Source organism: Flintibacter hominis (assembly GCF_014287965.1).
GTDB classification, from domain to species: domain Bacteria; phylum Bacillota; class Clostridia; order Oscillospirales; family Oscillospiraceae; genus Lawsonibacter; species Lawsonibacter aceti.
On sequence record NZ_JACOPO010000001.1, the window covers coordinates 629314 to 651845 of the forward strand.

Here is a 22532-nt window from a genome sequence, read left to right on the forward strand (position 1 = left end):
AGTCTTTGTTGTTGTGTTCGTTGTACTCCTGTTACCACCAATGGAAAATGCTTTCAATCTATACACCTGTTGCATTTGTGACTGGTGGTCTATTCTCTATGCTAGCGGGCTTTATCGACAGGAAGATTGCTAGTGCCTCTAATGCCCGGTACCGCTCACGCCGTTTCTGAGAGTCTTGTTTATATAAGCTTCCACAAAGGTTGATTCTATCATCCAAATCCCTCTCTCCAGGACAGAAAATTACAGAAGATCAAGCTGGTGACGTTGTAAGTGACTGTTCCTGCAAACGTTGTGAGACAAAATTTAAGAAAGTTTCAGCTGTCGGAGAAATCTTACGGTCATTCATACATGCAAACACGCGCTGCACTTTCAAATCATAACCATTAACTGGTCGACAACACAGGCTATCGGACTCAAAGTGCTCGGCAGCAGTGCTGATAAAAACAGAAACAGCGCGACCAACCTGAGCCCATAGCATTGCCCCATTGCGGGTAGAACTAACGGCAAAAACATTAGGGCAAAAACCCGCTTTTCGACAAGCTTGTAACAGGCGGCTTTCAATACCACGAGGGTAGGCAATTGGAACATTTTGTAGCAAACTAATCGGAATCACATCAATATCGCCAGATAACCAGTCACTGTCCCGGGGATATGCAACCATAGTTCGGGCAGTGATAGTTTGAGACAACTTTAAATTCAGCTCTGTATGAAGGGAAGCACTACTCAAGACGCCAACATCAATTCTATTCTCATCAAGCATTTCAATTAGGACTTTTGTGCTCGCTTCATGAAGTTCAAAACGAATTCCCGGATATGCCCGGCTAAAATCCCCCAAAATTAGAGAAAGCGTAGGATCCGGTAAAATGTGGGTCAAACCCAGACGCAAAATTCCTTGTGTCCCTCTGGTACATGCCTGTATTTGCTTTTGGGCATTATCCTCATGATCACATATGCTTTTCGCTCGATCATACAAAATAAGTCCAGCTTCTGTGGGATGGAGTCGACGTCCATTTCTCTCCATTAGGACCGCATTGAATTCTTTTTCTAATACTTTTAATTGATTGCTAAGAGCTGGCTGAGCAATGTGGAGTTTTTGCGCTGCTGCAGACATACTTCCTTCGTCGATGATAGCAATAAAATTGCGATAATATTCAACGTTCATACCCTTTCTCCTGATTCAACAAATATATCTACAATTTATAATAAATTAGAATAGGATAATTTGCAATATAAAATCAAAATTATCTATTTTAAAAAATTAAAATAGTCAAAACTACTAAGCTTAAATTTTTTACAGGGCATTTTAACTTTTGTTACCTACTCTATATATAATGTATTTTTATTAAAATCTTAAAAATTTGGTATTTGTATTTATATTAAATTATTGATATAGTTAATACAAGAAACCAGCCTAATCAACATATTAGGCTGGTAAAAATAGTCAAAACACACCATTGCTAATACGACTAAAGTTTTACTATTAGATTCCACTGAAATCGGCAAGGCTTTATCTAACCTTATTGTGCCGTATTTACTAAGTCTACAGATAATGCTCTACTTTTGAAGCTTATTATATATAAAGGAGGTCAGGCAATAATGTCAACGAAATTCACCTATGTAGGTGGTATGTGTATGCTGATCCAGCGCAGCGACGGATACAAGATATTGGTAGATCCATATCTCCGCAAAAACAAGGATACGAACAAAACACCCGAGGATTTTTACGATGTAGATCTAATTTTGGTCACTCATCATGCAGGTGATCATTATGGAGACGTGGTGGAAATCATGGAACACAGTAATGCCAAACTTGTTGCTCCCAGTGATGTAGCCTACTTTGTCAAAAAAGAATGCCAAGTTCCCCTGACCTCTCCTAAAGATGATCCAGAAAATGGTCGGGTATATGCCAGCGCCTATGGAGATACTCGTTGCTTTGGTGTAACAAAAACACATTGCGCCCAAGCAATTCACCTCTCCCGCGGAAAAGTCAACGATGTACCAGTTTATGGTTTACCGGCTAGCTTCGTTATTGAAGTAGAACCCGGCGTGACTTATTTTCATCCTGGTGATACGGCACTACACGAAGGCCTGAACTTGCTGCATGAATTGTATCATCCTAACATTATGGCTATTGGCGTATCAAACATCAAGCCGCATGCATCTCGTGAGATGTCGGCAAGAGAAGCAGCGATAGCATGTTCCTGGATTGGTGCCGATTATATTATTCCAACCCATTACATGCCCGACACTGACGACCTAGACGAATTTCTCCAAAATATTAAGTACATATACCCTCGAGCCCAAGTATTTCCCGGCATCGGAAAATCTTACCTTTTCCACCCGGGCACGGTAGAGGAATTAGAGGGAGCGGAAAATATATGATAAATGGAATAAAAGTAACGTTCTTTGGCGGCATGACTGTACTACTGGAAAACGAAGCAGGCTTTAAAATTCTAGTAGATCCTTATTTCACCAAAAATCCACACCAAGTCCGTCATGCTTATGATTTCTATGATGTGGATCTGATTGCGGTGACGCACAACGCAAATGACCATTATGGAGATACCACTGAGTTACTGATAAACGGGAAGGCATCTTTAGTAGCTGCAAATGATGTTATTTACCGTGCAAAACAGGAATGCAGAAACATGGTCGATAGTAGTCGTCTTTATTCTACGATTTATGGGGACAGCAAGGGATTTGATGGTGTGTCTATTCGCGCTGTGTTGGCCCAGCATATATCTAAAACAGAATTTGGAAATGGTATTCGTAGTTTTGCACCGCCCCTTGGCTTCATCATCCAGTTTGATAACGGAGTAACTTATTACCATGGAGGCGACACAAGCCTCTACGGTGACATGAAACTGCTGCGGGAATTATATCATCCGGATATTGCCTGCCTGAGCATTGACCGATGGAAACCCCGGTTCGGTTGTGTCCTCTCTCCTCGGGAGGCAGCTATGGCAGCTAGTTGGCTAGGAGTTGACGTGGTAATTCCGGGACACTATCCCCCCGGTAGTACCGCACCTGAAGAGTTTAAAGAAATGATGCGGGCTTTTTCTCCCAATGTACAGTTAAAGGGGAAGATGAACAGTACTTTTCGATATATTCCCTATCAGATTCTAGATGAATAGTATCATCGGCGGAAAGTGAGGAACACTGTAATGACAGAAAATAAAGTTGGATTTCGAATTTTTCAACATGTAAATCGTGCGGACCATGAACTAGTGGAGGCGTTCCGGGGCATTTCGAGTTGTTGTATATCGGACCAGACCTCTAGAATGTACTGTATGAGTCAAGAACTTCACCCATTGACAGATCTGCCTCTATTGGGCACCGCAATCACAGTAAATACCGCCGAGGGTGACAATTTAATGATCCATAAAGCCATTGATATGGCACAGCCTGGCGATGTAATTGTAGTGAATGCGCATGGGTGCAAGACACGCTCCGTCGTAGGAGAAATGATGGTCCGTCATGCAGCTGCCCGAGGAGTAACTGGCTTTATCGTAGATGGTATGACCCGCGATCCAGAAGGGATCCGGCAAGCCGGAATTCCAGTTTTCTCTCTGGGCAGTATTATTCTCGGCAGCCATCGCAACGGTCCAGGTGAAATCAACGTCCCAATCAGTTGCGGCGGTACTGTGGTCATGCCAGGTGATATTGTAATAGGAGACACAGAAGGCATTGTTGTGTTGAGACCTGATGATGCTGCCGATATTGTAAGCGCAGCTCGCAAGAAGCACGAACAAGAGTTGGACAAACGAAAAAAATATAAAAGTGGTGCTGTATCTGCTTCCAACAGGGATTGGATCGATCGTACATTAACTGAAAAAAACGTTCCCGTTTTGTGACAAGAGCCTCGTAACTAACTTCCCCCATCTTTTGGCAAATGATTATCTGCAGTAGGAGGTGACAAGCTAAGATGAAAGCAGATATTTTGATTCATGGTGGCACTGTAATCGACCCAGCGCGTGGAATTCACGAACAAAGGGACGTTGCCATCCGGCACGGAAAGTTCCTGGAAATCCCCATGGGCGAACCAGTAGAGGCCGGACAAATTCTACCTGCCCAAGATCATATTGTGACACCGGGATTGATTGACCTGCATGCCCACATCAACTATTTAGGTAGTGCAAATGGATTGCCAGGCGACACGTTCTGCCTGCCTAACGGTGTGACTGCCGTAGCTGATGCAGGAAGCATAGGCGTTTCAAATTATCGCGCACTACTCCACCAAACGGATGCATGGATGGTAAAAACTCGTTTTTTTATCAATGTCAGTGCTGGTGGGCAAATCATGTCCAAACACTTCCCAGAGCCCCTTGACCCTTCTAAATGGGAGGACGAATTATTTCAAAAGGCCTTTGAAGATGGACGCGGAAGGATTCTTGGACTTAAAGTTAGAACCAGTAAAAAGGTAGTTGGTGAATTAGGCCTGAAACCTTTGAAAGCAGCAATCGAGCTGGCGCGGCGCTTTTCAATGCCTTTAGTTGTTCATCCTACAGACCCACCCGTCCCGATGGGGGAACTGGCTGAACTATTAGACCCAGGTAGCATTCTTTGCCATATTTTTCAAGGTGTTGGAATGACCTGCATCGAAAACGGCCATCTATCTGAAGGCCTGTTACAGGCCAGAGAAAGGGGGGTAATCTACGATGTAGCACACGGGCGATTGAACTTTTCTTTCCCAGTGGCCCGTACAGCGTTAAATCTTGGCTTGGAACCAGACACTATTAGTACCGATGCCAGCCAAGCCAACTGGAACAAAACGCCTATGGTGAGTCTTCCAGTTGTCATGGGGAAATTCTTAGCCATGGGGATGTCTTTGGACCGGGTCATTGAAAAGGTCACCTGCAACCCTGCCCGAATACTTGGACAGGCAGGTAAATGGGGAACAATGGCACCTGGTACCTGTGCGGATGCAGCGATTATTAAGATTCAAAATCGGCCAGTTATTTACCAAGATTGTTTTGGAAACGAGCAACCAGGAGAGCAGGTTTTGTCGGTTAGAGCTACTATCCTAGATGGTAAACTTGTGTACCGCGCTGCGGAAATGATGTAATAATGCATATTCGATATAAAAACAAATAAGAAAAGGAGTCACAAGTATGAAAAAATTGTTTTCTCTAATCCTGACCGGTACAATGGTGCTCAGCATGGCTGCTTGCTCTGATAGCAGCTCCAAAACATCTCAATCCTCCGCCTCTGGACAATCTTCCCAGTCATCTTTCTCGGCAAGTCAGCCCAGTGAGTTCACTTATCCGGCCGGTGACATCAACTGGGAATTGGCCGGTAATGCCGGCAGTGGTCCTGATACCCTGATGCGTGCCCTGATTACTGAACTGGAACCTGCAATGGGGAAGACTATCGTGCCAGTTAACAATCTTTGGAATACCGCACTGGAAAATATGTTGGCCGCCGAGCCCGATGGTCTGACAGTTTCCAACATTCCCACCCCTAACGCTTTCAAACGTGATCTGGATCCTGCGAATGAGGATGATCCCTCTTGGCGTGATCTGGCCTTAGTGTGTAACATTGTGACTTATCCAAACCTGATTGGTGTGCGCCCTGATGATGAGCGTTTTGCAGATGTTAATGACCTGAACGACTTTATTGACTGGTGCAAATCCAATCCTGATGAGAGCTTACTGGTGGCAGTGAAATCCAATAAGGGGGCCGATGACATCGCGCTATATAAGCTACAGAATGAGACCGGATTGACCAATGAGCAGTTGATTCACCTGAATGCTTCCTCTGCTTCGGAGAACATGGCTTCTTTTCTGGGGGGTCATGTGGATGTGCTGATGAGCAATACCCCGGAGGCCCTCTCTGTTTACAACGACGGTAATCTAAAGATCTTGGCCGTGTTTGACGAAGAGCGCAGCGAATTCTTCCCCGATGCACCTACTGCTAAAGAGCAGGGTATCGATGTGGTAAATGGCGTAAGTTTGGGGGTTGTTATGAACCCTGAATGTGATAAAGAGATTATCAACGCCCTGGCTGATTATATTGTTAATGCCACAGAGGATCCTGAATTCCAAAAAACTTTGAAGAGTCTCGGTTTTACTTTGAATGTTAAGCCCACGGATGAGTACACCAAGATGATGGTGGAAGAAGAGGCGCAACTCAAGGAGATCGCCCCCTTGCTCGGCTGGGCATAATGAATCGAACTTCTTAAAAAGAAGCTTGTTATTAACGCCGACCGAGGCGGATACGCCTAAATGGAGATCCGTCTCGGTCAAATCTTTATAAAGAAGGGAGTACGTGGCGGTACATTATATACATTCCGTACCGCACTCAGGATCATATGAAGAAACATGTCCACGAGGACCTGCTAACAAGCGTATTTTTCATTTTGGTAGGTCTGCTATTCTTCTTAAGCAGCAGAGATCTTGCCCCAGAAACCACCTACTTCCCCTTGATGTGCGCGGGAGGCATGATAATCTTGTGTATCCCTGTCCTGATCCGCGGGATAAAAGAGACTATCTCCATGAACAAGAAAAGTGAAACAAATACCACTTTCCAAATTTCCTGGCGAGAATTGAAGGGCCCCATTCTTACTTTCCTAATGATTATTATATATGCTCTTTGTATCTCGTTCATCGGTTTTTTTGTTTCAACCTTTATATTCATGATAGTGTTCATGTATTTTCAAAATTTCAGAAAGCTAATACCTATGTTGGTCATTACTGTTGGATTTGAAATTCTGGCCTGGTTTGTGTTCGTTTTTGAACTCCATCTACGTCTACCTGCTGGGCTTCTATTTTAGTGGGGTGATACACAATGTTCAATACGTATTCCTACATTCTAGACTCTATTCCAGCTTTTCTTAATGCTCTATTTTCTGTGGAAATGGTGATTGCTCTGTTGGTTGGCATTGTAGGCGGCCTGATTATTGGAGCGTTGCCCGGCTTGAATCCTGCAGCGGGCATCGCGCTTTTGATGCCAATCACATATAGTATGTCTCCGATTCCAGCTCTAACTATGCTCATGGGCATATACACGGCTGGTATTATGGGTGGCAGTTATACTGCCATTCTCCTGCATACCCCTGGTACTACCTCTGCGGTGGCCACTCTAACTGATGGCTATGTTTTAACACAAAAAGGGCTACCACTTAAGGCGCTAAGTACCAGCACCTATGCTTCTACTATCGGTGGTATTATCTCTGCTATTGCCTTGTTGTTGATTTCTCCTATACTAGCTGAGGTTTCCCTCACTTTCGACTCCGCAGAATACTTTCTCCTTGGGTTATTTGGAATCAGCTTAATCGCTAGCCTTGCTTCCGATTCTTTACTAAAAGGCTGTATCGCCGGCCTTTTTGGTTTGTGCATGAGTTGCGTGGGGCAATTTCCACTGGAATCCGCTTATCGCTACACCTTTGGCGTTAAGCATCTGCGCACTGGGCTGAACGCTACCATCGTATTGCTGGGGCTATTTTCTATCTCACAAGTTTTTGTTCTTGTTCGTGATGCATTGAATGCCCAAAAATCTGGAAAAAATCAAGAAAAAAAGCAGGATATGATTAACTTGAAAGGGGAAGATTTAACTCTAAAAGAAAAGATTAGTCTGATTCCTACGATTCTTTATACCTCTATTGTTGGTTTATTTGTTGGCATCCTTCCCGGTGCTGGTGCCAGTATCGGCGCATTTATGGGCTATAATGAGGCCAAGCGGATTTCCAAACACAAAGAAGAATTTGGGAAAGGTTGTATTGAAGGCATTGCTGGCCCGGAGGCCGCTAATAATGCTGTGACTGGGGGCAGTATGATCCCATTGATGACCTTGGGTATTCCGGGTAGTCCAGTAGCAGCCATCCTTTTAGGCGCATTGATGATCCATGGCCTGCAGCCTGGGTATAAGTTGTTTACTGAGGAAGCAGATATTACCTATCCCATCATTTTTGGTTTTTTGCTTGCTAACATTGGCATGTTCTTTATCGGCAAAGTGTTTATCCGCCTTCTTCGTCATATTGTAGATATTCCACCTGCCGTACTTAACACTATGATTGTAGTGCTGGTGGCAATAGGTGGCTATTCTATTTCCAACTCTATCAACGATCTTATCATCGCTGCGATCTTCGGCCTGGTGGGCTACTTCTGTCGAGTTTCCAAATTCAATAGTTCCGCGCTAACCCTAGGGCTTGTATTAGGAACTATTACGGAAAAGGGATTGCGTCGTTCCATTACTATGGCCAGAGGAGATGTTTTAGGTTACTACCTCGGTCGTCCCGTCTGTATTATCCTGGCGGTTCTTATCGTGGTATGTTTGCTCGGCCCTGTCCTAAAAAAAGCAATTCAGAATCATTCCAAATAAGTAGAAAAGAGTGTATATAATGCCTGTCTATGCCTATGTCGGTACATATACGACAGAAAATTACAAGAATAATCGTAATGCTCACGGGAAAGGAATTTACGTCTTTCGCATCGAAGAAAATGGCACCTGGATTCAAGTGCAGATTGCCGAAGGATTGAACCCCGCTGTTTTGGCCTTCGGACGAAACATGGATTATCTTTACTGTGTCAACACAAACAGCGGAAACTGCTCTGCCTATCAGAGAGATAAACAAACTGGTCTTCTAACCTACCTAAACAGTGAAAAAACACCGGGCGAAAACGTAATGGTTATGTCGGTTAGTCCTAGTGGAGACTGCTTAATCAGCGCCGATAAAAGTGGCCTGGTAGCCTGTTTACCCATTGGAGAAGATGGAAAACTGAAAAAAGAGTTCGGTGGTTTTACATTACCCGGCCAAAAAGGACCTCTGAATGAAAAAATTCAACCTCATTCCCGCCCACATCATGTACCATTTAGTCCAGATGGCCGATACATCCTGATTGCGGACAAAGGCCTGGATTTGGTTCACAGCTACCGTATCAACTTTGAAACCAAGCACTTTGAAGAAATTCAACATCTTCCATTTCGCCCTGCGTCATGCCCACGACACATTTCTTTTCACCCAAACGGGCATTTTGCTTATGTGAATACCGAGTATACCAGTACAGTGGTTGCCTGTCATTATAATCCGGAAAATGGTACACTCGCTCCCTTTCAAATTGTCCCTTCCATTCCTGACGACTACGTGGAAATCAAAAATACTTCTTCGGAAATCATGGTTGGTAACCGAGGAAAAAATTTATATGTTTCCAATCGCGGAATGAATAGTATCGGCGTATTCTCTGTCAACCAAGAGGATGGTCGACTCTCGCCGATACAGTGGGCATCCACTAAAGGTGTTAAGCCTCGCTTTTTTACCATTGAGCCTGGCGAAAAATATCTGTATGCATGTAACCAGATGTCGGATACAATCGTAGAGTTTGAGATTGATCTGTTAACCGGATGTCTGACACAAACAGGGAACGTGATTGAAACTCCGGTTCCTGTGTGGATTCTTTTTTCCGGAAGCGTACCCTGCCACAAGCAAAGCACATTAGGCTAATAAGGAAGGAAATCATGATGGAGATACAAGATATTCGTGCCCGTGCCCGCAGAGCCGAAACTAGCTTCGGCTTAGTAGTTGGAATGAGCGACCCATATATAATCGATATGGCTTATTGTGCGGGTTATCATTTTATTCGTATCGATTGTGAGCATGTACTATATGATTACAATACTCTCCAGACTTTTTTCAACGCAGCACGACATCTAGGATTACCTGCTCAGATTAGAGTACCAGACCTGCACAATATTTCTGCAATTTTGGCTTTAGAACCAGCAGCCATTGTTTTGCCTGATGTAAACAGCCGCAAGATGGCTTTGGCTGCGATTGATGCAGTAAAATTCCCTCCATTTGGGAAACGAGGAATGAATGGAGGTACTCGAAATGTGCGCTTTGGACCTTATTCCAGAGAAGAATATATGCGAATAGGAAATGATCGTCTTAATTTAGTAGTTCAAATCGAAAGTCGAGAAGGGTTGGAACATATCGACGAAATTCTCTCTCTGGACGGAATCGATATGGTGGCCTCTGGAAAAGCTGATTTGTCTCAGGCACTTAGCGTACCCGGTCAAAAGGACCACCCTGATGTAATCGCAGCAGAAAACTACATTGTCGAAAAGGCAAAACAGCACGGAAAAATTCTTACGTTATCTGTCTCAGACCCTAAAAGGCTTCAAGAGCTAAAAGAAAAAGGCGTCCACTGCTTTTCCATTGGGCGGGATGAAGATTTGTGTTTGAAGGCAATCAAAAATCAGCTAAATAAGATGAGTAAGGCTGAAAAAGAACTAACTGAGTAAAATACAGATGTAACAACCGTTAACCCGTCAAAATAATATCTTTGAGACAATGCAAGATGGATTAATATTTTTGGTGATTTTCAACCCAAACTTTATTTCGGCCTCACTGGGAAGATTTGACATACAAGTAAGCACTAATAAAAATATTTTAAAACAAATTAATTTAAAATCTGACGTACATACTGAAAGCAATTGTAAAACAGATTATGCAGTCTCTTGTGGGAAATCATCGTATCTACTGATTTAAGTAGCACGGGCCACTGCCTGAAAAACCTGATAGAGAAATACGTGGAGGTTATGCCATAGGCCAAAGAGCATAGAGCAGTGACAGGTACAGAGGCTGGATTCATTGCAGCGAAAGCGATTTTGCCGGGGGTTCAGCATTGTTACCCCCTGCCAAAATGAATGACCCTACCCAATCTGAACGATTTGTTGTCATTGTTCGGATTAGGTAGGGTCAATTTTTACCTAGAATCCTTGTTGTATCAAAGGGTTCAGGCTTCTTATGTATATTGAGAACCTCTGTCACTATGAAAAATAAGCTTGGCTTCTGGACTGCGTCGTTCCCAAGACATAATTGAACACCTTATGAATCAAAGCAAAGCATACTGTATAAAGTCAGAAAGCGATGAAACTTTTATATAGCTATGATTTGATGAATGGAGACACATCGAAGCAAAGCGGGAGTCTACAGAATATTTCCATAACAAGTTTTCTGGCACAAAATGAGGCAGTACACAAGGGCGGGGCAGGAAAAAACGCAGGCGTTTTGCCTGCGTTTTTCAAACAGATGAGAATCAGATAAAGTCTGCGGTATCATGCCAGAGAGAGGGTGGAGCCGCGCACCTCATCCATTGTAGGGATAGAGGGAGCGGCACCTGGACGGGAGACAGCAATGGCGGCGGCACGGGAGGCGAGGTTCAGACAGGACGGCGCATCCATACCGGCAGCTAAACAGGCTACAAAGTACCCCGTGAAGGTATCTCCGGCAGCTGTGGTGTCTACAGCCTTGGTGCGGTAAACGCCTTGGGTGATTCGCTGTGTGCCGTCATCATATATGCATCCATGGCTCCCTAGCGTGAGCAGCAGCTGGCAGGAGGGCCAGCGGCTGCGCAGTATATCCAGAATCTGCCCCTCCTCGCTGGTGCCGGCTAGGGCGGCCCCCTCAATTTCGTTGAAAACCAGAAGCGAGACAAGATGCAGGGGGAGGGTGGAGATATGTTCGTCAATGGGGGAGGGGTTGAATACGATGGACAGGCCCTTTTTGGCGCCCTGTTCCATGATGTAATCCAGGCAGTTGATTTCGTTTTGCACAATCAGGTAGTCACCGGGACCAAAGCCTTCCAGAGCTAGGTCAACCTCCTGGTGTGTGATCTTCTGATTGCTGCCGCCATATAGCAGGATACAATTTTGTCCCTGGGAATCCACTTGGATAATAGTGTGGCCGCTGGGGCCGCTGCTGAGTGAGATGAGGGAGGTGTCGACACCGCTGGAAGCCAGTGTGTCGGCCAAAAGCTGTCCATCCGGCCCAATTTTTCCAGCGTGACAGACGGTGGCCCCTGCCCGGGCAGATGCGATTGACTGGTTAAGTCCTTTCCCGCCGCAGTTGACATCCCGGCTGCAGGAGGCGAGGGTCTCTCCTGGAGCAACGAAGTGGGGGACATGATAGACATAATCCAGATTTAGGGAGCCGTAACTGAGGATACGAGACATAAGCGACCATCCTTTCAGAATTCAAAGGTACAGATCGACCAGACCACATCCGGCCATTCAGTTGGAGGCCAACTGAATGGCGGGAAATAGGTGGGCGCACTGGGTCAGTGTGTTGCAGGCCCTGGCCAGTAGGTCGGAGTATTGATCTACTACTTCGGGTGTGATAGAGATGGCGGGGCCGGAAATACTGATGGCACCCGCCACGTCTCCACGTCCGGTGCGGATGGCCATGGCTACGCACTTTACACCCATGGTTTCCTCCTCATTATCCAGTGCATATCCCTTACGGCGGTATGTGGCAAGTGCCTCCATCAGTTGGTCGTGGTCGGTGATGGTGTTCTGTGTGATGGGAGGCAGGCCATGCTTGCGAATGATGGCTTCCACCTGTTCGGTGGGCATTTGACTGAGCATGGCCTTCCCGCAGCCGGTACAGTGCATGGGGAGTGTTTTGCCGGAGACGGAGTATGAGATGGAGCGCCGGCTGGGATAGACGCACTCCATATAGAACACCTTGCCGTCAATATGGGAGGTAAGGTAGATGATGTCTCCGGTGGCGGACTGCAGGTCCTCCATCACAGGGATGGCATACTGGGCCACAGGACTGCCTGCCTGGGCGCAGTAGCTGAGCTGCATGACCTTGTACCCAAGGCGGTAGGCCTGGCCGTCCCGGATACGCAGCAGATAGCCGGCTTCCTCCAGCGTGCGAATCTGGTTGAGCAGTGTGCTTTTGGGCATGGATAGCAGCCGACTGATCTGGGCCAATGTCAGTTCAGTCCTGGCAGGAGAAAAACAGTCTAGAATCCGCAGCGCTTTGGCGGTAGACGTGACTCTACTGCTGACAGTAGAGGCGGATTCCATCTCAGCGGAATCCCCTTTTAAAAGAATCATGGTGCAACATCCTTTGCAATCCATATTGAAGAAAAATGCCCGCGATTGGTCCAAATAAAATACAGATGCAGAGGCATTTACATCTGCTATCGTATATTATCCTAACCTCCATTGACGTATTTGTCAAATGGAAAGTGAAAAAGAGAACAAATATTCCAAAAATAATAAAACTATATTGACAATGATAACTAGCCGTGCTAAAATCCAAATAAAGTGTGAAATAACTGAATAATCATTCAGTAATACTGAACACAAAAGCATTTTATCCTATTGTTGGGAGGAGAGAAACTTGAAGAAACTATATGGTGTCATCACCGCCATGACTACCCCCTTTACCGCAGACGGGAAGGTAGATACGGCGGCGCTGGAGGAGCAGACAGAATACCTGATTGAAAAGGGCATTCAGTGTCTGTATCCCTGCGGAACGACGGGGGAGATGTACCTCATGTCCGCGGAGGAGCGAGAACTGGTGGCCGAGACCGTTGTGAAAAAGGCTGCGGGACGAGTTACAGTGTTCATCCACGTGGGTGCAATGACGGTGGACGAGACCATTCGCCTGGCCCAGCACGCCCACAAAATTGGTGCCGACGGCGTGGGCGTCGTTACCCCCAGCTACTTTACGGTAAACGATCGGGCCATGGTGGAGTACTACAAGACCGTGTGCGCCGCCCTGCCTGATGACTTCCCGGTATATGTGTACGTCATTCCCCAGCTGGCGCATAACGACATCAGCGCTGCCACGATGGAGCAGATTGCGGCTGCCTGCAAGAATGTGGTGGGCGTCAAGTACAGCTTCGCCGATATGCGTCGCATCAACGAATATCTGCAAGTGCGAAATGGAAACTTCTCTGTGGTGCCCGGCGCGGACGACCTGTTCCTGCCTGCCCTGGTGTGCGGCTGCGACGGTGTTGTCTCCGGCTGCTCCGGCCCATTCCCCGAAGCCTTTGTAGCGGTCTACAAGGCATTCCAGAGCGGCGATCTGGAGGGAGCCCGCAAGGCGCAGGTGGCCGCTACCGAGTTGGTCAAGCTGATGCAGTTTGGCGGAGACATGTCCATCTTTAAAAACATCCTTACCTTCCGCGGTGTGACAGGAGGACATATGCGCAAGCCCCTGCTGGACCTGACCGACGAGCAGGTTGCCCAGCTGAAGCAGCAAGTTGCTCCCTACATTTAATTCTTACCTTGTATTCCACTGCGTAAGCGTGTGAAATAACTATGATCTAGAAAAGGAGCAGAAAAATGAAAAAGATTCTTTCACTTGCCTTGGCAGCGGCGATGGCCCTGTCACTGGCCGCCTGTGGTAACAACGGCAGCCAGACCTCTCAGAGCAGCAATTCCGGCAGCGCTTCCAACTCTGGAAACACCAGCCAGCAGGAAGAGGTCAATTTCCCCAACGGAAAGCAGATTTCTCTGATCGTTCCCTACGCTGCTGGCGGCGCCTCTGACACCGTGGCCCGTATTTACGCCTCTGAGCTCGAGCAGTCCCTTGACACCAGCGTCATCGTCTCCAATGTTGAGGGAGCTTCTGGCGCCATCGGCCTGGAGCAGGTCCGCAACGCCGATCCCGACGGCTATACCATGGCCTATATGCCCGTTGAGTCCACCATGCTTAGCGCCTTGGGCTTCACTGACCTGTCTACCAACGACTTCAAGTTTGTGGGCCGTGCTATGACTATCCCTGCCGCCGTCACTGTCCGTGCTGACGCTCCCTGGGATACCTTTGAGGACTTCCTGGCTTATGCCAAAGAGCATCCTGGTGAGGTCCAGGTCGGCAACTCCGGCACTGGTTCCATCTGGCATATTGCTGCCGCTTCCATTGAGAAGGAGTGCGGCGTAGAGTTTACCCATGTGCCCTTCGACGGCGCGGCTCCCGCTGTGGCCGCTCTGTTGGGCAAGAATATCCAGGCTGTTACCGTCAGCCCCTCTGAGGTAAAGAACAACGTGGACTCCGGTGACTTCAAGGTGTTGTGTATCCTGGGCGAGAGTCGTTCCTCCGTAGTGCCTGAGGTTGAGACAGCGCAGGAGATGGGCTACGACATTACCATCCAAGGCTGGGGCGGCTTCGCTGTTCCCAAGGACACCCCTCAGGCTATCGTGGACATCCTGGAGGAAGCTTCCGAGGTCGCTATCAACTCCGACTCCGTTAAGCAGACTCTGGCCGACCGCGGCTATGAGCATGCCTATCTGAACGGCGCCGACATGGACGCTAAGGCCGCGGAGGAGCTGGCCTACTACAGCGAACTGATTCCTGAACTGGGCATTGCCTAACCTATAACTGTTGCAAGCCGCGCTCAGGCCTTCGGGCGTGAGCGCGGCTTTTCCTCGCTGATAAAAAAAGGAGGGTTCCCATGCATAAGGGCGATACAATTCCCGGCCTGATTACCGCCATTTTTGGATACTCGGTGGCGATTTATACGCTTTTGGAGGATACCATGCGAGTCAACGCCCAGTCCTCCGACGGTGTGCCCGGTGCGGGCTTCTTCCCAGTGCTGCTGGGCTTTGCTGTGGGCATTCTAGGTACCATCTTGTTTGTGCGCGGAATCCTGCAAAAAGGATCCGTGCAGTATTTCCAAGTCGACCCCGAAATCAAGTTTAACCTCAAGCGCCTGGGCCTGACTGCTGTGTCCATTGTAATCTTTTTCATCCTGTGGCAGACCACAAAGCGGTTTATTGTCTGTGTGCCCATTTTGTGCTTTGCCCTGAACGCCATTTTCGGCCGAAAGCTGAAGTACAACATCATTTATACCGTGGTCTTTACCGCGTTTATCTACCTGGCCTTTGTTGTCGGCTTCTCCATCCAGTTCAACCGATAAGGCAGTAGAGCAGTAAAAGGAGATGAACCCGAATGTCTGCTGAAGTTTGGCTCGGCGCACTACAGCTGTGCCTGCAGCCCTCTGTTATCCTGTTTTTGTGTATCGGCGTTTGTATTGGAACGGTCATCGGTGCTCTGCCCGGCCTGTCTGCCACCATGGGTATTGCCATCATGACGCCCATCACCTTCTGGTTTGAGCCGGCGGACGGCTTCGCCATGCTGATGGGCCTGTGGAACGCTGCCATCTTTGCCGGCGGTATTTCCGCAATTCTGGTCAACACCCCCGGCACCCCTGCGTCCATTACCCAGTCCTTTGACGGCTATTCCCTCTACCGTCAGGGTAAAGGTGGTCTGGCGCTGGGCATCAACGTCATTTACTCCTTCATTGGAGGCATTTTCTCCACCTTTTGCCTCATTCTGTTTTCTACCCCCATTGCCAACTTTACCATTTCCTTTAATGCGCCCGAATACTGTATGCTGGCCCTGTTTGGCCTGTCGATGATGGTGGCTGTCTCAGAGGGCAGCGTGCTCAAGGGGCTGATCCTGGGTATGGCCGGCATTCTGCTTTCCTGTGTAGGCCTGGACCCCATCCTGTCCATCAAACGGTTCACCTTCGGCCAGACTGCTCTGCTGGGCGGTATCTCCTTCATCCCAGTCATGATTGGTATGTTCGGCATCGGTGAGGTGTTCTATCAGATTTACACCTTCCGCAAGGCCGACCAGGAGAAGGAGTTGGAGGCTCGGAAAGTCAACTTGGCCCTTGGCCGCGTCCTGCCCACAGCCAAGCAGGCTAAGGAGCTTGCAGTTCCTACCCTGATTGCGGCAGTTGAGGGCACCATTATTGGCGCCATCCCCGCGGCGGGCGGCGACATCGCCTCCATTATCTCCTGGGGCAACGCCAAGAAAATGAGTAAGCACCCCGAGGAGTACGGCAAGGGCTCGCTGGAGGGCTTGGCCGTCAGCTCCACCGCCAACAATGCCGTCATCGGCGGCGCCATGACCACCATGATGACCCTGGGTATTCCAGGCGATGCGGTGACCGCCATCCTGATTGGTTCTTTGACCATGTACGGAATGCAGCCCGGCATCAAGATGTTTACTGAGAACGCCTCCTTTACCGCCCAGATCATGCTGATGATGCTGCTGGCCAACGTGGTATTCCTCATCTTCGGCCTGGCTACTGCTAAGATCTCGGCCAAGGTGCTCAATGTCTCCCAGCCCACCGTCTGGACCGCCGTGTGTATCCTGTGCGTGGTGGGGTCTTTCGCCCTGAACAACACCTTCTTTGATGTGGCTATTATGTTTGCCGCCGCCGTTCTGGGCTTCTTCCTGAAGGTATTCAAATTCCCCAATGGCCCCTTCGTTCTCGGCTTGCTGCTGGGTTCCATGCTGGAGTCCAATATGCGCCGCGCCCTGGTCATGAGCCACGGCAGCTGGGCCACCTTTGTGACCCGTCCGGTGTCCTGTGTGCTTTTCATCGCCATCATCCTCACCTTGTGCTGGCCCGTTTTGAAGGCTGTCCTGCGCAAGCGCAAGGAGGCTAGCGCTCAGAAGGCTGGCTGAGTTAAATCGAATGTATGTGGTCCGTGATGAGCTGCCCGCGGCAGCTCATCACGGCCATTGGAAAGGAATTTTCTTCATATGGATGCAATAAAAATCATCAAGGAGCACGGGGTCGTTCCCGTTCTGGGCCTGAAGGACCCGGACACCGCGCCCCAAGTCGCCGCCGCCCTGCGCCGCGGCGGACTGCCTCTCATCGAGGTCACCATGCGGGCGGAAAAGGCTATGGACTGTCTGCGGGCCATCAAGTCAACTGACTCCCAGATGCTGGCTGGCGCCGGTACTATCCTGCGCTGCGAGCAGGTGGACCAGGCCAAGGAGGCCGGAGCGGACTTCGTTGTCACACCAGGCTTCAATCCCAAGGTGGTAGCCCGCTGCCTGGAGCTGGAGATGCCTGTAGTTCCGGGCTGCATCACCCCAACTGAGATTGAAGCGGGGCTGGAGATGGGTCTGACCACCTTTAAGTTCTTCCCCTCCGAGCCCATGAACGGCATGGCCACCATTAAGCAGTTGTGCGGCCCTTACGGCAGCATCCAGTTCATTCCCACCGCCGGCATCAACCTGAGTAACATGGAGGAGTATCTCTCCAGCGACAAGATCGCCGCGGTGGGTGGCAGCTTCATGGCTCCCGCCGCCATGGTGGAAGCCCAGGACTGGGAAGGAATCACCGCCCTGTGCCAGAAGTCAGTGGAGAAATCCCTGGGCTTCTCCCTGGCCCACATCGGCATCAACGGGGATAGCAAGGAGGAGGGGCTGGCCACCGCGCGTTGGTTCGCCGAGCGCTTCGGCTTCCAGGTCAAGGAGGGCGGCCGCTCCAACTTCGCCGGTACCTATGTGGAGTGCTGCAACCAGCAGTTCCCGGGCAAGTTCGGACACATCGGCATCTTTACCTATTCCCCCGATCGGGCCTTGGCTTATTTCAAGGCCAAGGGTATCCCTACGCGGGAGGAGTTTAAGAACGTGGACGCCAAGGGCAACCTGGTGGCGGTCTACCTGGAGGAAGAAGTCGGCGGCTTTGCCGTCCACATTGTAAAAAAAGCTTGAAGGAGGTCTGTTCCATGAAAAAGATCATCAACGATCCCGCCCAGTACACCGACGATATGCTCAAGGGTATCTACCGTGCCCACAGCGACCAGGTGGGATATGTCAATAACGATCTGCGCTGCTACTGCACAAAGAAAAAGGTTCCCGGTAAGGTTTCCATCATCACTGGTGGCGGCACTGGCCACCTGCCCCTGTTCCTGGGCTATGTGGGGGAGAACCTGTTGGACGGCTGCGCTGTGGGCAGCGTGTTCCAGTCACCTAGCGCCGAGCAGATTTTTGAGATCAGCAAAGAGGTCAATAACGGCGGCGGCATCCTGTACCTCTATGGCAACTATACCGGTGATATCATGAATTTTGACATGGCTGCCGAGATGTGCGACCTGGAGGATATCAAGACTGCTTCCATTGTGGGCGCGGACGACGTCAACTCCAACGCCGATCCGGTCGCCCGCCGGGGTGTGGCCGGCATCTTCTTTATGTACAAGTGCGCCGGCGCCAAGGCCGCCCAGATGGGCACTCTGGACGAGGTGCTGGCTGCGGCCCAGAAGGCCAAGGACAACACCCGTACTGTGGGCTTTGCCCTGACCCCCTGTGTCATTCCTGAGGTGGGTCACTCCAACTTCACCCTGGGCGAGAACGAGATGGCCATGGGCATGGGTATCCACGGAGAGCCCGGCGTGTGGAACGGCCCCATCAAGACGGCCGACGAGCTGGCCGCTGAATCTCTGGACACCCTGCTGAAGGATATGCCCCTTGCCTCCGGCGATGAGGTCGCCCTGCTCATCAACGGCCTGGGCGCCACCTCTATTGAGGAGCTGTACATTCTGTCCAACAGCGTTTCCCAGCAGTTGGAGGACAAAGGCATCTCCATCTACCGCACCTTTGTGGGCGAGTTCGCTACTTCCATGGAGATGATGGGGGCGTCTATCTCCATCATGAAGGTGGACAGAGAGACTAAGGCCATGCTGGATATGCCCGTCAGCACCCCCTTCTACTGCCAGAAGTAAGGAGCGTCGACCATGAAAGTCATTCAAGCGAAGGATTGGACCGCTGTTATGGAGGCGGTAGCTCAGATAATGACCGAGCAGGCAGACCACCTGTGCGAGATGGACGCCCGCATGGGCGACGGGGACCTGGGCCTGACCATGAAGAAAGGCTACTGTGCCCTGCCGGAGATTTATGCTGGCTTGGAGGAAGCAGACATGGGCAAGCGCTTGTCTAAGGCCGGCATGAAGATGTCCAGCGTAGTTCCTTCTACCATGGGTACACTGATGTCCTCCGGATGGATGGAGGGCGGTAAGCGCCTGATAGGGAAGGAAGAGGTGGACGCCTCCGCCTTTGCGGCATTCCTGCGTGGCTTCGCGGATGGAATTGCCAAGCGGGGCAAGTGTGTCCCCGGAGAGCGCACTGTGCTGGACGCCATCTTCCCGGCTGCCGATGCGGCGGAGCAGGCGGCCACATCTGGAAGCGGATTGGAGGACACCGCCGCTGCGGCCCTGGAGGGGGCAAAGCGGGGCCTGGAGTCCACCAAAGAGATGACGCCCAAATACGGCAAGGCCGCCGTCTTTGCGGCCAAGGCCCTGGGAACTGAGGACCAGGGCGCCACTGCCGGGATGCTGCTCGTTCAGGGCCTGTATAACGGTATCCAGAAATAAGGAGAGATCACAATGAAGAAAATGGTAGGCTTCGGAGATTATCTGCTCCGTCTCAATCCAGAGGGGTATCTGCGCTTTATCCAGGCTGACCACTTCCAGATTAATTATACTGGTGCGGAGGCCAACGTGTGCGTCTCCCTGGCGATGATGGGGATGGACACGGAATTCGTGACTCGGCTGCCTGACAACGATATTGCCGCCTGCGGTGTGGCGGAGCTGCGCAAGTTCAATGTGGGGACCAGCCATATCGCCTACGGCGGGGAGCGGATGGGTGTGTTTTATGCGGAGAAGGGGGCATCCCAACGCCCCTCCAAGATTGTCTATGACCGCAAATATACCTCTATCGCCACCTGCGCCTATGAGGATTTTGACTGGGAAGATATTTTTGCCGGGGCCACCCATTTCCACATGACGGGCATCACCCCCGCCTTGAGTAAAACCATCCCCTCGGTGTGTATCAAGGCGTGCAGAAAGGCCAAGGAGATGGGACTGACCGTCAGCTGTGACCTGAATTACCGCAAAAATCTGTGGACTGAGGCTGAGGCCAATGCGTGCATGGTCCAGCTGATGCCCTACATCGACGTGCTGGTGGCCAACGAGGAGGATGCAGAGAAGGTGTTGGGCATTAAGGCCCGTGATACTGATGTGACCCAGGGCAAGCTCAACCGGGAGGGCTACATAGATGTGGCGGAGCAGATCTGCCAGACCTACGGAACCAAGATGGTAGCCGTCACCCTGCGGCGCAGCATCAGTGCCTCGGACAATGAGTGGAGCGCAATGCTGTATACAAACGGTAAGCCCTACTTCTCCAAGCAGTACATGATCCACCTAGTAGACCGGGTGGGGGGCGGAGATTCCTTCACCGCTGGTCTGCTCTACGGAATCATGAACGACTACGGCCCCCAGGAGACTATTGAATATGCCGCCGCCGCATCCTGTCTCAAGCAGACCATTGAGCTGGACTTCAACCTGTCCACCGCTGACGAGGTCGAGCGCCTGGTGGGCGGAGACGGCTCCGGCCGTGTACAACGGTAAACTGCGAATGAACACCCCCATCCGATCTGAACAAATGCTTGTCATGGTTTCGATCAGTTGGGGGTGTTTTATGCCAGAACCTCTTGCGGCAAGGGGTTCTGGCATTCTTATGCGGAGTGCCACTCTCACCAATCATATAAACCGAGTAAAATGAAAACGCAAAACGTCTAAATGGCGAGATTTGAACCCCCGTTATGTCAGCAAGCTGCTCTCTTTATTTGTCGCTCATGAACGTATCTTCCATCTGACAGGGCGTTCGGTTTTTCAATGTGCGATGCGGCCTCTGTGTGTTGTAAAACTCGATGAGAGATTTAAAAGGTCTTACTGATCCACATACCACATAGAGAGGAACATAGATGACATTAATGATGTAACTTATATGGTAATTCTTATACCAAGTTATGTAACAGAGTATTTTACTTTTAAAAAAATCGTGATAAAATAAAAAACAAGGTGGGCAAACTGAATTCGATGGAGGTGAAGTCATGGAAACAAAGCCTGGAATGATGCCATTGCTGGATGGAACCGAGATTCCGCGGTATGGGTTTGGATGTTATGCCTCCTATGGACATGAGATATCCCAGGCTGTTGCCTGGGCGCTGGAGTGCGGCTATCGCTATATCGACTCCGCCGCTATGTATGCCAATGAGAAAGACGTGGGCGAAGGACTCAGATTGGCGGGGTTAGACCGGAAGAAGGTCTACATACTCTCCAAGGTTTGGCCTAAGGACTATGAGGTGGCCGCCAACTCGGCCCAACAGTCCCTCAGGGATCTGGGCGTGGATTATCTGGATTGCTGCCTGCTCCATTGGCCTGGAACGGAGGAGAAGCGACGTCTGTCCGCCTATGAGCAGCTTCTCAGGTTGAAAGACCAGGGATTGATCCGATCGGTGGCCGTGTCCAACTTTCAGGCAGATCAGTTGGAACGAATAAAGGAAGTCTTTGGGGCTTATCCCCCTATCAACGAGATCGAGTTACACCCCGCCTTTCAGCAGCGGGAGCTGCGCCAGTTCTGTCTGGATCGGGGTATCGCCCTGGTGGCTTACAGTCCCATCAAGCGTGGGGCCTTTATGGGGGATCCCCGCATATTGTCCATTGGGGAAAAATACGGGAAAACGGCCAATCAGGTAGTGCTGCGGTGGCACTTGGAACGCCAGCAGATCCCCATCCCCAAATCCAGCCACTACGACCGCATCCGAGAGAACTTTGATGTGTTCGATTTCTCCCTAACGCCAGAGGAAACACAGCTCATTAACTCCTTAGAGTGCGGCGGCCGACGGGGAAACGATCCGTTGACTTACAACGGCTGATCAACGAGCATCGATCAATTCAATTTTTATAGAAAAGGAATGAGTGAAATATGAGACTGGCAACTATCAAGTGGAACGATACGGAGATGGCCGGCATCGTAGCCAAGAACGGCATTCTTCCCATCCGCGCCCTGAACGCGGCCAAGGGCACCGCGTGGAAGACCGATATGCTGTCCCTGATCCAGGAGCAGCAGATCCCCGGCCTGACCGCCTGGTATAACGCCGGCGGTAAGGAGGAGCTGGAGTCCATCCCCGGCCTTGTCCCCGCTGACCAGGTGG

The 22532-nt window shown here is 49.9% G+C and carries 21 protein-coding genes and 1 pseudogene; 19 read left to right on the forward strand and 3 right to left on the reverse strand.

The genetic code is table 11. The features are described from left to right. Window positions 1-250: 250 nt before the first annotated feature. Entirely contained in the window at window positions 251-1162 is a 912-nt protein-coding gene (locus H8S11_RS03020; protein WP_186852123.1) for a LysR family transcriptional regulator, read from the reverse strand. Between the two features lie 434 nt (window positions 1163-1596). Here H8S11_RS03020 and H8S11_RS03025 point away from each other — a divergent pair, with 434 nt between their 5' ends. The 9 genes from H8S11_RS03025 to H8S11_RS03065 all read left to right on the forward strand — a co-directional run bounded on the left by H8S11_RS03025 (window position 1597) and on the right by H8S11_RS03065 (window position 10236). Beyond that, window positions 1597-2382 (forward strand): MBL fold metallo-hydrolase, encoded by a 786-nt coding sequence (locus tag H8S11_RS03025; protein ID WP_279287531.1) that lies wholly within the window; start codon window positions 1597-1599, stop codon window positions 2380-2382. Continuing rightward, the gene (locus tag H8S11_RS03030; protein ID WP_186852125.1) at window positions 2379-3134 is read left to right on the forward strand and encodes an MBL fold metallo-hydrolase; all 756 of its coding nucleotides are present in this window, start codon (window positions 2379-2381) and stop codon (window positions 3132-3134) included. Before H8S11_RS03025 ends, H8S11_RS03030 begins: the two co-directional genes overlap by 4 nt. Before the next feature lie 30 nt (window positions 3135-3164). Further along, window positions 3165-3854 (forward strand): RraA family protein, encoded by a 690-nt coding sequence (locus H8S11_RS03035; protein ID WP_186852126.1) that lies wholly within the window; start codon window positions 3165-3167, stop codon window positions 3852-3854. Window positions 3855-3925: 71 nt separating this feature from the next. Then, on the forward strand, window positions 3926-5065 hold the full coding sequence (locus H8S11_RS03040) for an amidohydrolase family protein (RefSeq protein ID WP_186852127.1): 1140 nt from the start codon (window positions 3926-3928) through the stop codon (window positions 5063-5065). 46 nt (window positions 5066-5111) lie between these two features. After that, window positions 5112-6164: a tripartite tricarboxylate transporter substrate binding protein gene (locus tag H8S11_RS03045; protein ID WP_186852128.1), complete on the forward strand. Its 1053-nt coding sequence runs from the start codon at window positions 5112-5114 to the stop codon at window positions 6162-6164. Between the two features lie 146 nt (window positions 6165-6310). Beyond that, window positions 6311-6772, forward strand: coding sequence for a tripartite tricarboxylate transporter TctB family protein (locus H8S11_RS14160; protein WP_366460586.1), 462 nt, complete (start codon window positions 6311-6313; stop codon window positions 6770-6772). Window positions 6773-6786: 14 nt separating this feature from the next. Continuing rightward, a complete protein-coding gene (locus tag H8S11_RS03055) occupies window positions 6787-8319 on the forward strand; it encodes a tripartite tricarboxylate transporter permease (protein ID WP_186852130.1) in 1533 nt (510 codons plus the stop codon). A 19-nt stretch (window positions 8320-8338) separates the two neighbouring features. Further along, the gene (locus H8S11_RS03060) at window positions 8339-9439 is read left to right on the forward strand and encodes a lactonase family protein (protein ID WP_186852131.1); all 1101 of its coding nucleotides are present in this window, start codon (window positions 8339-8341) and stop codon (window positions 9437-9439) included. Between the two features lie 14 nt (window positions 9440-9453). Beyond that, complete coding sequence (locus H8S11_RS03065) at window positions 9454-10236, forward strand: HpcH/HpaI aldolase family protein (RefSeq protein ID WP_186852132.1); 783 nt, start codon at window positions 9454-9456, stop codon at window positions 10234-10236. 816 nt (window positions 10237-11052) lie between these two features. Here H8S11_RS03065 and H8S11_RS03070 read toward each other — a convergent pair. Both H8S11_RS03070 and H8S11_RS03075 read right to left on the reverse strand, forming a co-directional pair. Further along, window positions 11053-11949, reverse strand: a complete 897-nt coding sequence (locus H8S11_RS03070; protein ID WP_186852133.1) for a ribokinase — start codon at window positions 11947-11949, stop codon at window positions 11053-11055. A gap of 57 nt (window positions 11950-12006) precedes the next feature. Then, window positions 12007-12837: an IclR family transcriptional regulator gene (locus H8S11_RS03075; RefSeq protein WP_186852134.1), complete on the reverse strand. Its 831-nt coding sequence runs from the start codon at window positions 12835-12837 to the stop codon at window positions 12007-12009. Window positions 12838-13126: 289 nt separating this feature from the next. Between H8S11_RS03075 and H8S11_RS03080 the strand changes: the two genes are divergently transcribed. From H8S11_RS03080 to H8S11_RS03125, 10 genes and pseudogenes are all read left to right on the forward strand, one after another. Beyond that, window positions 13127-14011, forward strand: coding sequence for a dihydrodipicolinate synthase family protein (locus H8S11_RS03080; protein WP_186852135.1), 885 nt, complete (start codon window positions 13127-13129; stop codon window positions 14009-14011). Between the two features lie 65 nt (window positions 14012-14076). Continuing rightward, a complete protein-coding gene (locus tag H8S11_RS03085; protein ID WP_147571178.1) occupies window positions 14077-15105 on the forward strand; it encodes a tripartite tricarboxylate transporter substrate binding protein in 1029 nt (342 codons plus the stop codon). An 80-nt stretch (window positions 15106-15185) separates the two neighbouring features. Further along, window positions 15186-15650, forward strand: a complete 465-nt coding sequence (locus tag H8S11_RS03090; RefSeq protein WP_147571177.1) for a tripartite tricarboxylate transporter TctB family protein — start codon at window positions 15186-15188, stop codon at window positions 15648-15650. A gap of 32 nt (window positions 15651-15682) precedes the next feature. After that, window positions 15683-17212 carry a tripartite tricarboxylate transporter permease gene (locus H8S11_RS03095; protein WP_147571176.1) on the forward strand — a complete coding sequence of 510 codons (1530 nt, stop codon included), beginning with the start codon at window positions 15683-15685 and terminating at the stop codon, window positions 17210-17212. 78 nt (window positions 17213-17290) lie between these two features. Further along, window positions 17291-18253, forward strand: a complete 963-nt coding sequence (locus H8S11_RS03100; RefSeq protein ID WP_147571175.1) for a bifunctional 4-hydroxy-2-oxoglutarate aldolase/2-dehydro-3-deoxy-phosphogluconate aldolase — start codon at window positions 17291-17293, stop codon at window positions 18251-18253. A gap of 14 nt (window positions 18254-18267) precedes the next feature. Further along, on the forward strand, window positions 18268-19260 hold the full coding sequence (locus H8S11_RS03105) for a dihydroxyacetone kinase subunit DhaK (RefSeq protein WP_186852136.1): 993 nt from the start codon (window positions 18268-18270) through the stop codon (window positions 19258-19260). A gap of 12 nt (window positions 19261-19272) precedes the next feature. Continuing rightward, on the forward strand, window positions 19273-19908 hold the full coding sequence (locus tag H8S11_RS03110) for a dihydroxyacetone kinase family protein (protein ID WP_186852137.1): 636 nt from the start codon (window positions 19273-19275) through the stop codon (window positions 19906-19908). Between the two features lie 12 nt (window positions 19909-19920). Next, window positions 19921-20943, forward strand: coding sequence for a sugar kinase (locus H8S11_RS03115; protein ID WP_186852138.1), 1023 nt, complete (start codon window positions 19921-19923; stop codon window positions 20941-20943). A gap of 485 nt (window positions 20944-21428) precedes the next feature. Beyond that, window positions 21429-22253 (forward strand): aldo/keto reductase, encoded by an 825-nt coding sequence (locus tag H8S11_RS03120; protein WP_186852139.1) that lies wholly within the window; start codon window positions 21429-21431, stop codon window positions 22251-22253. 50 nt (window positions 22254-22303) lie between these two features. After that, window positions 22304-22532 (forward strand): annotated as a pseudogene (locus H8S11_RS03125) (fumarylacetoacetate hydrolase family protein); the annotation flags it as partial.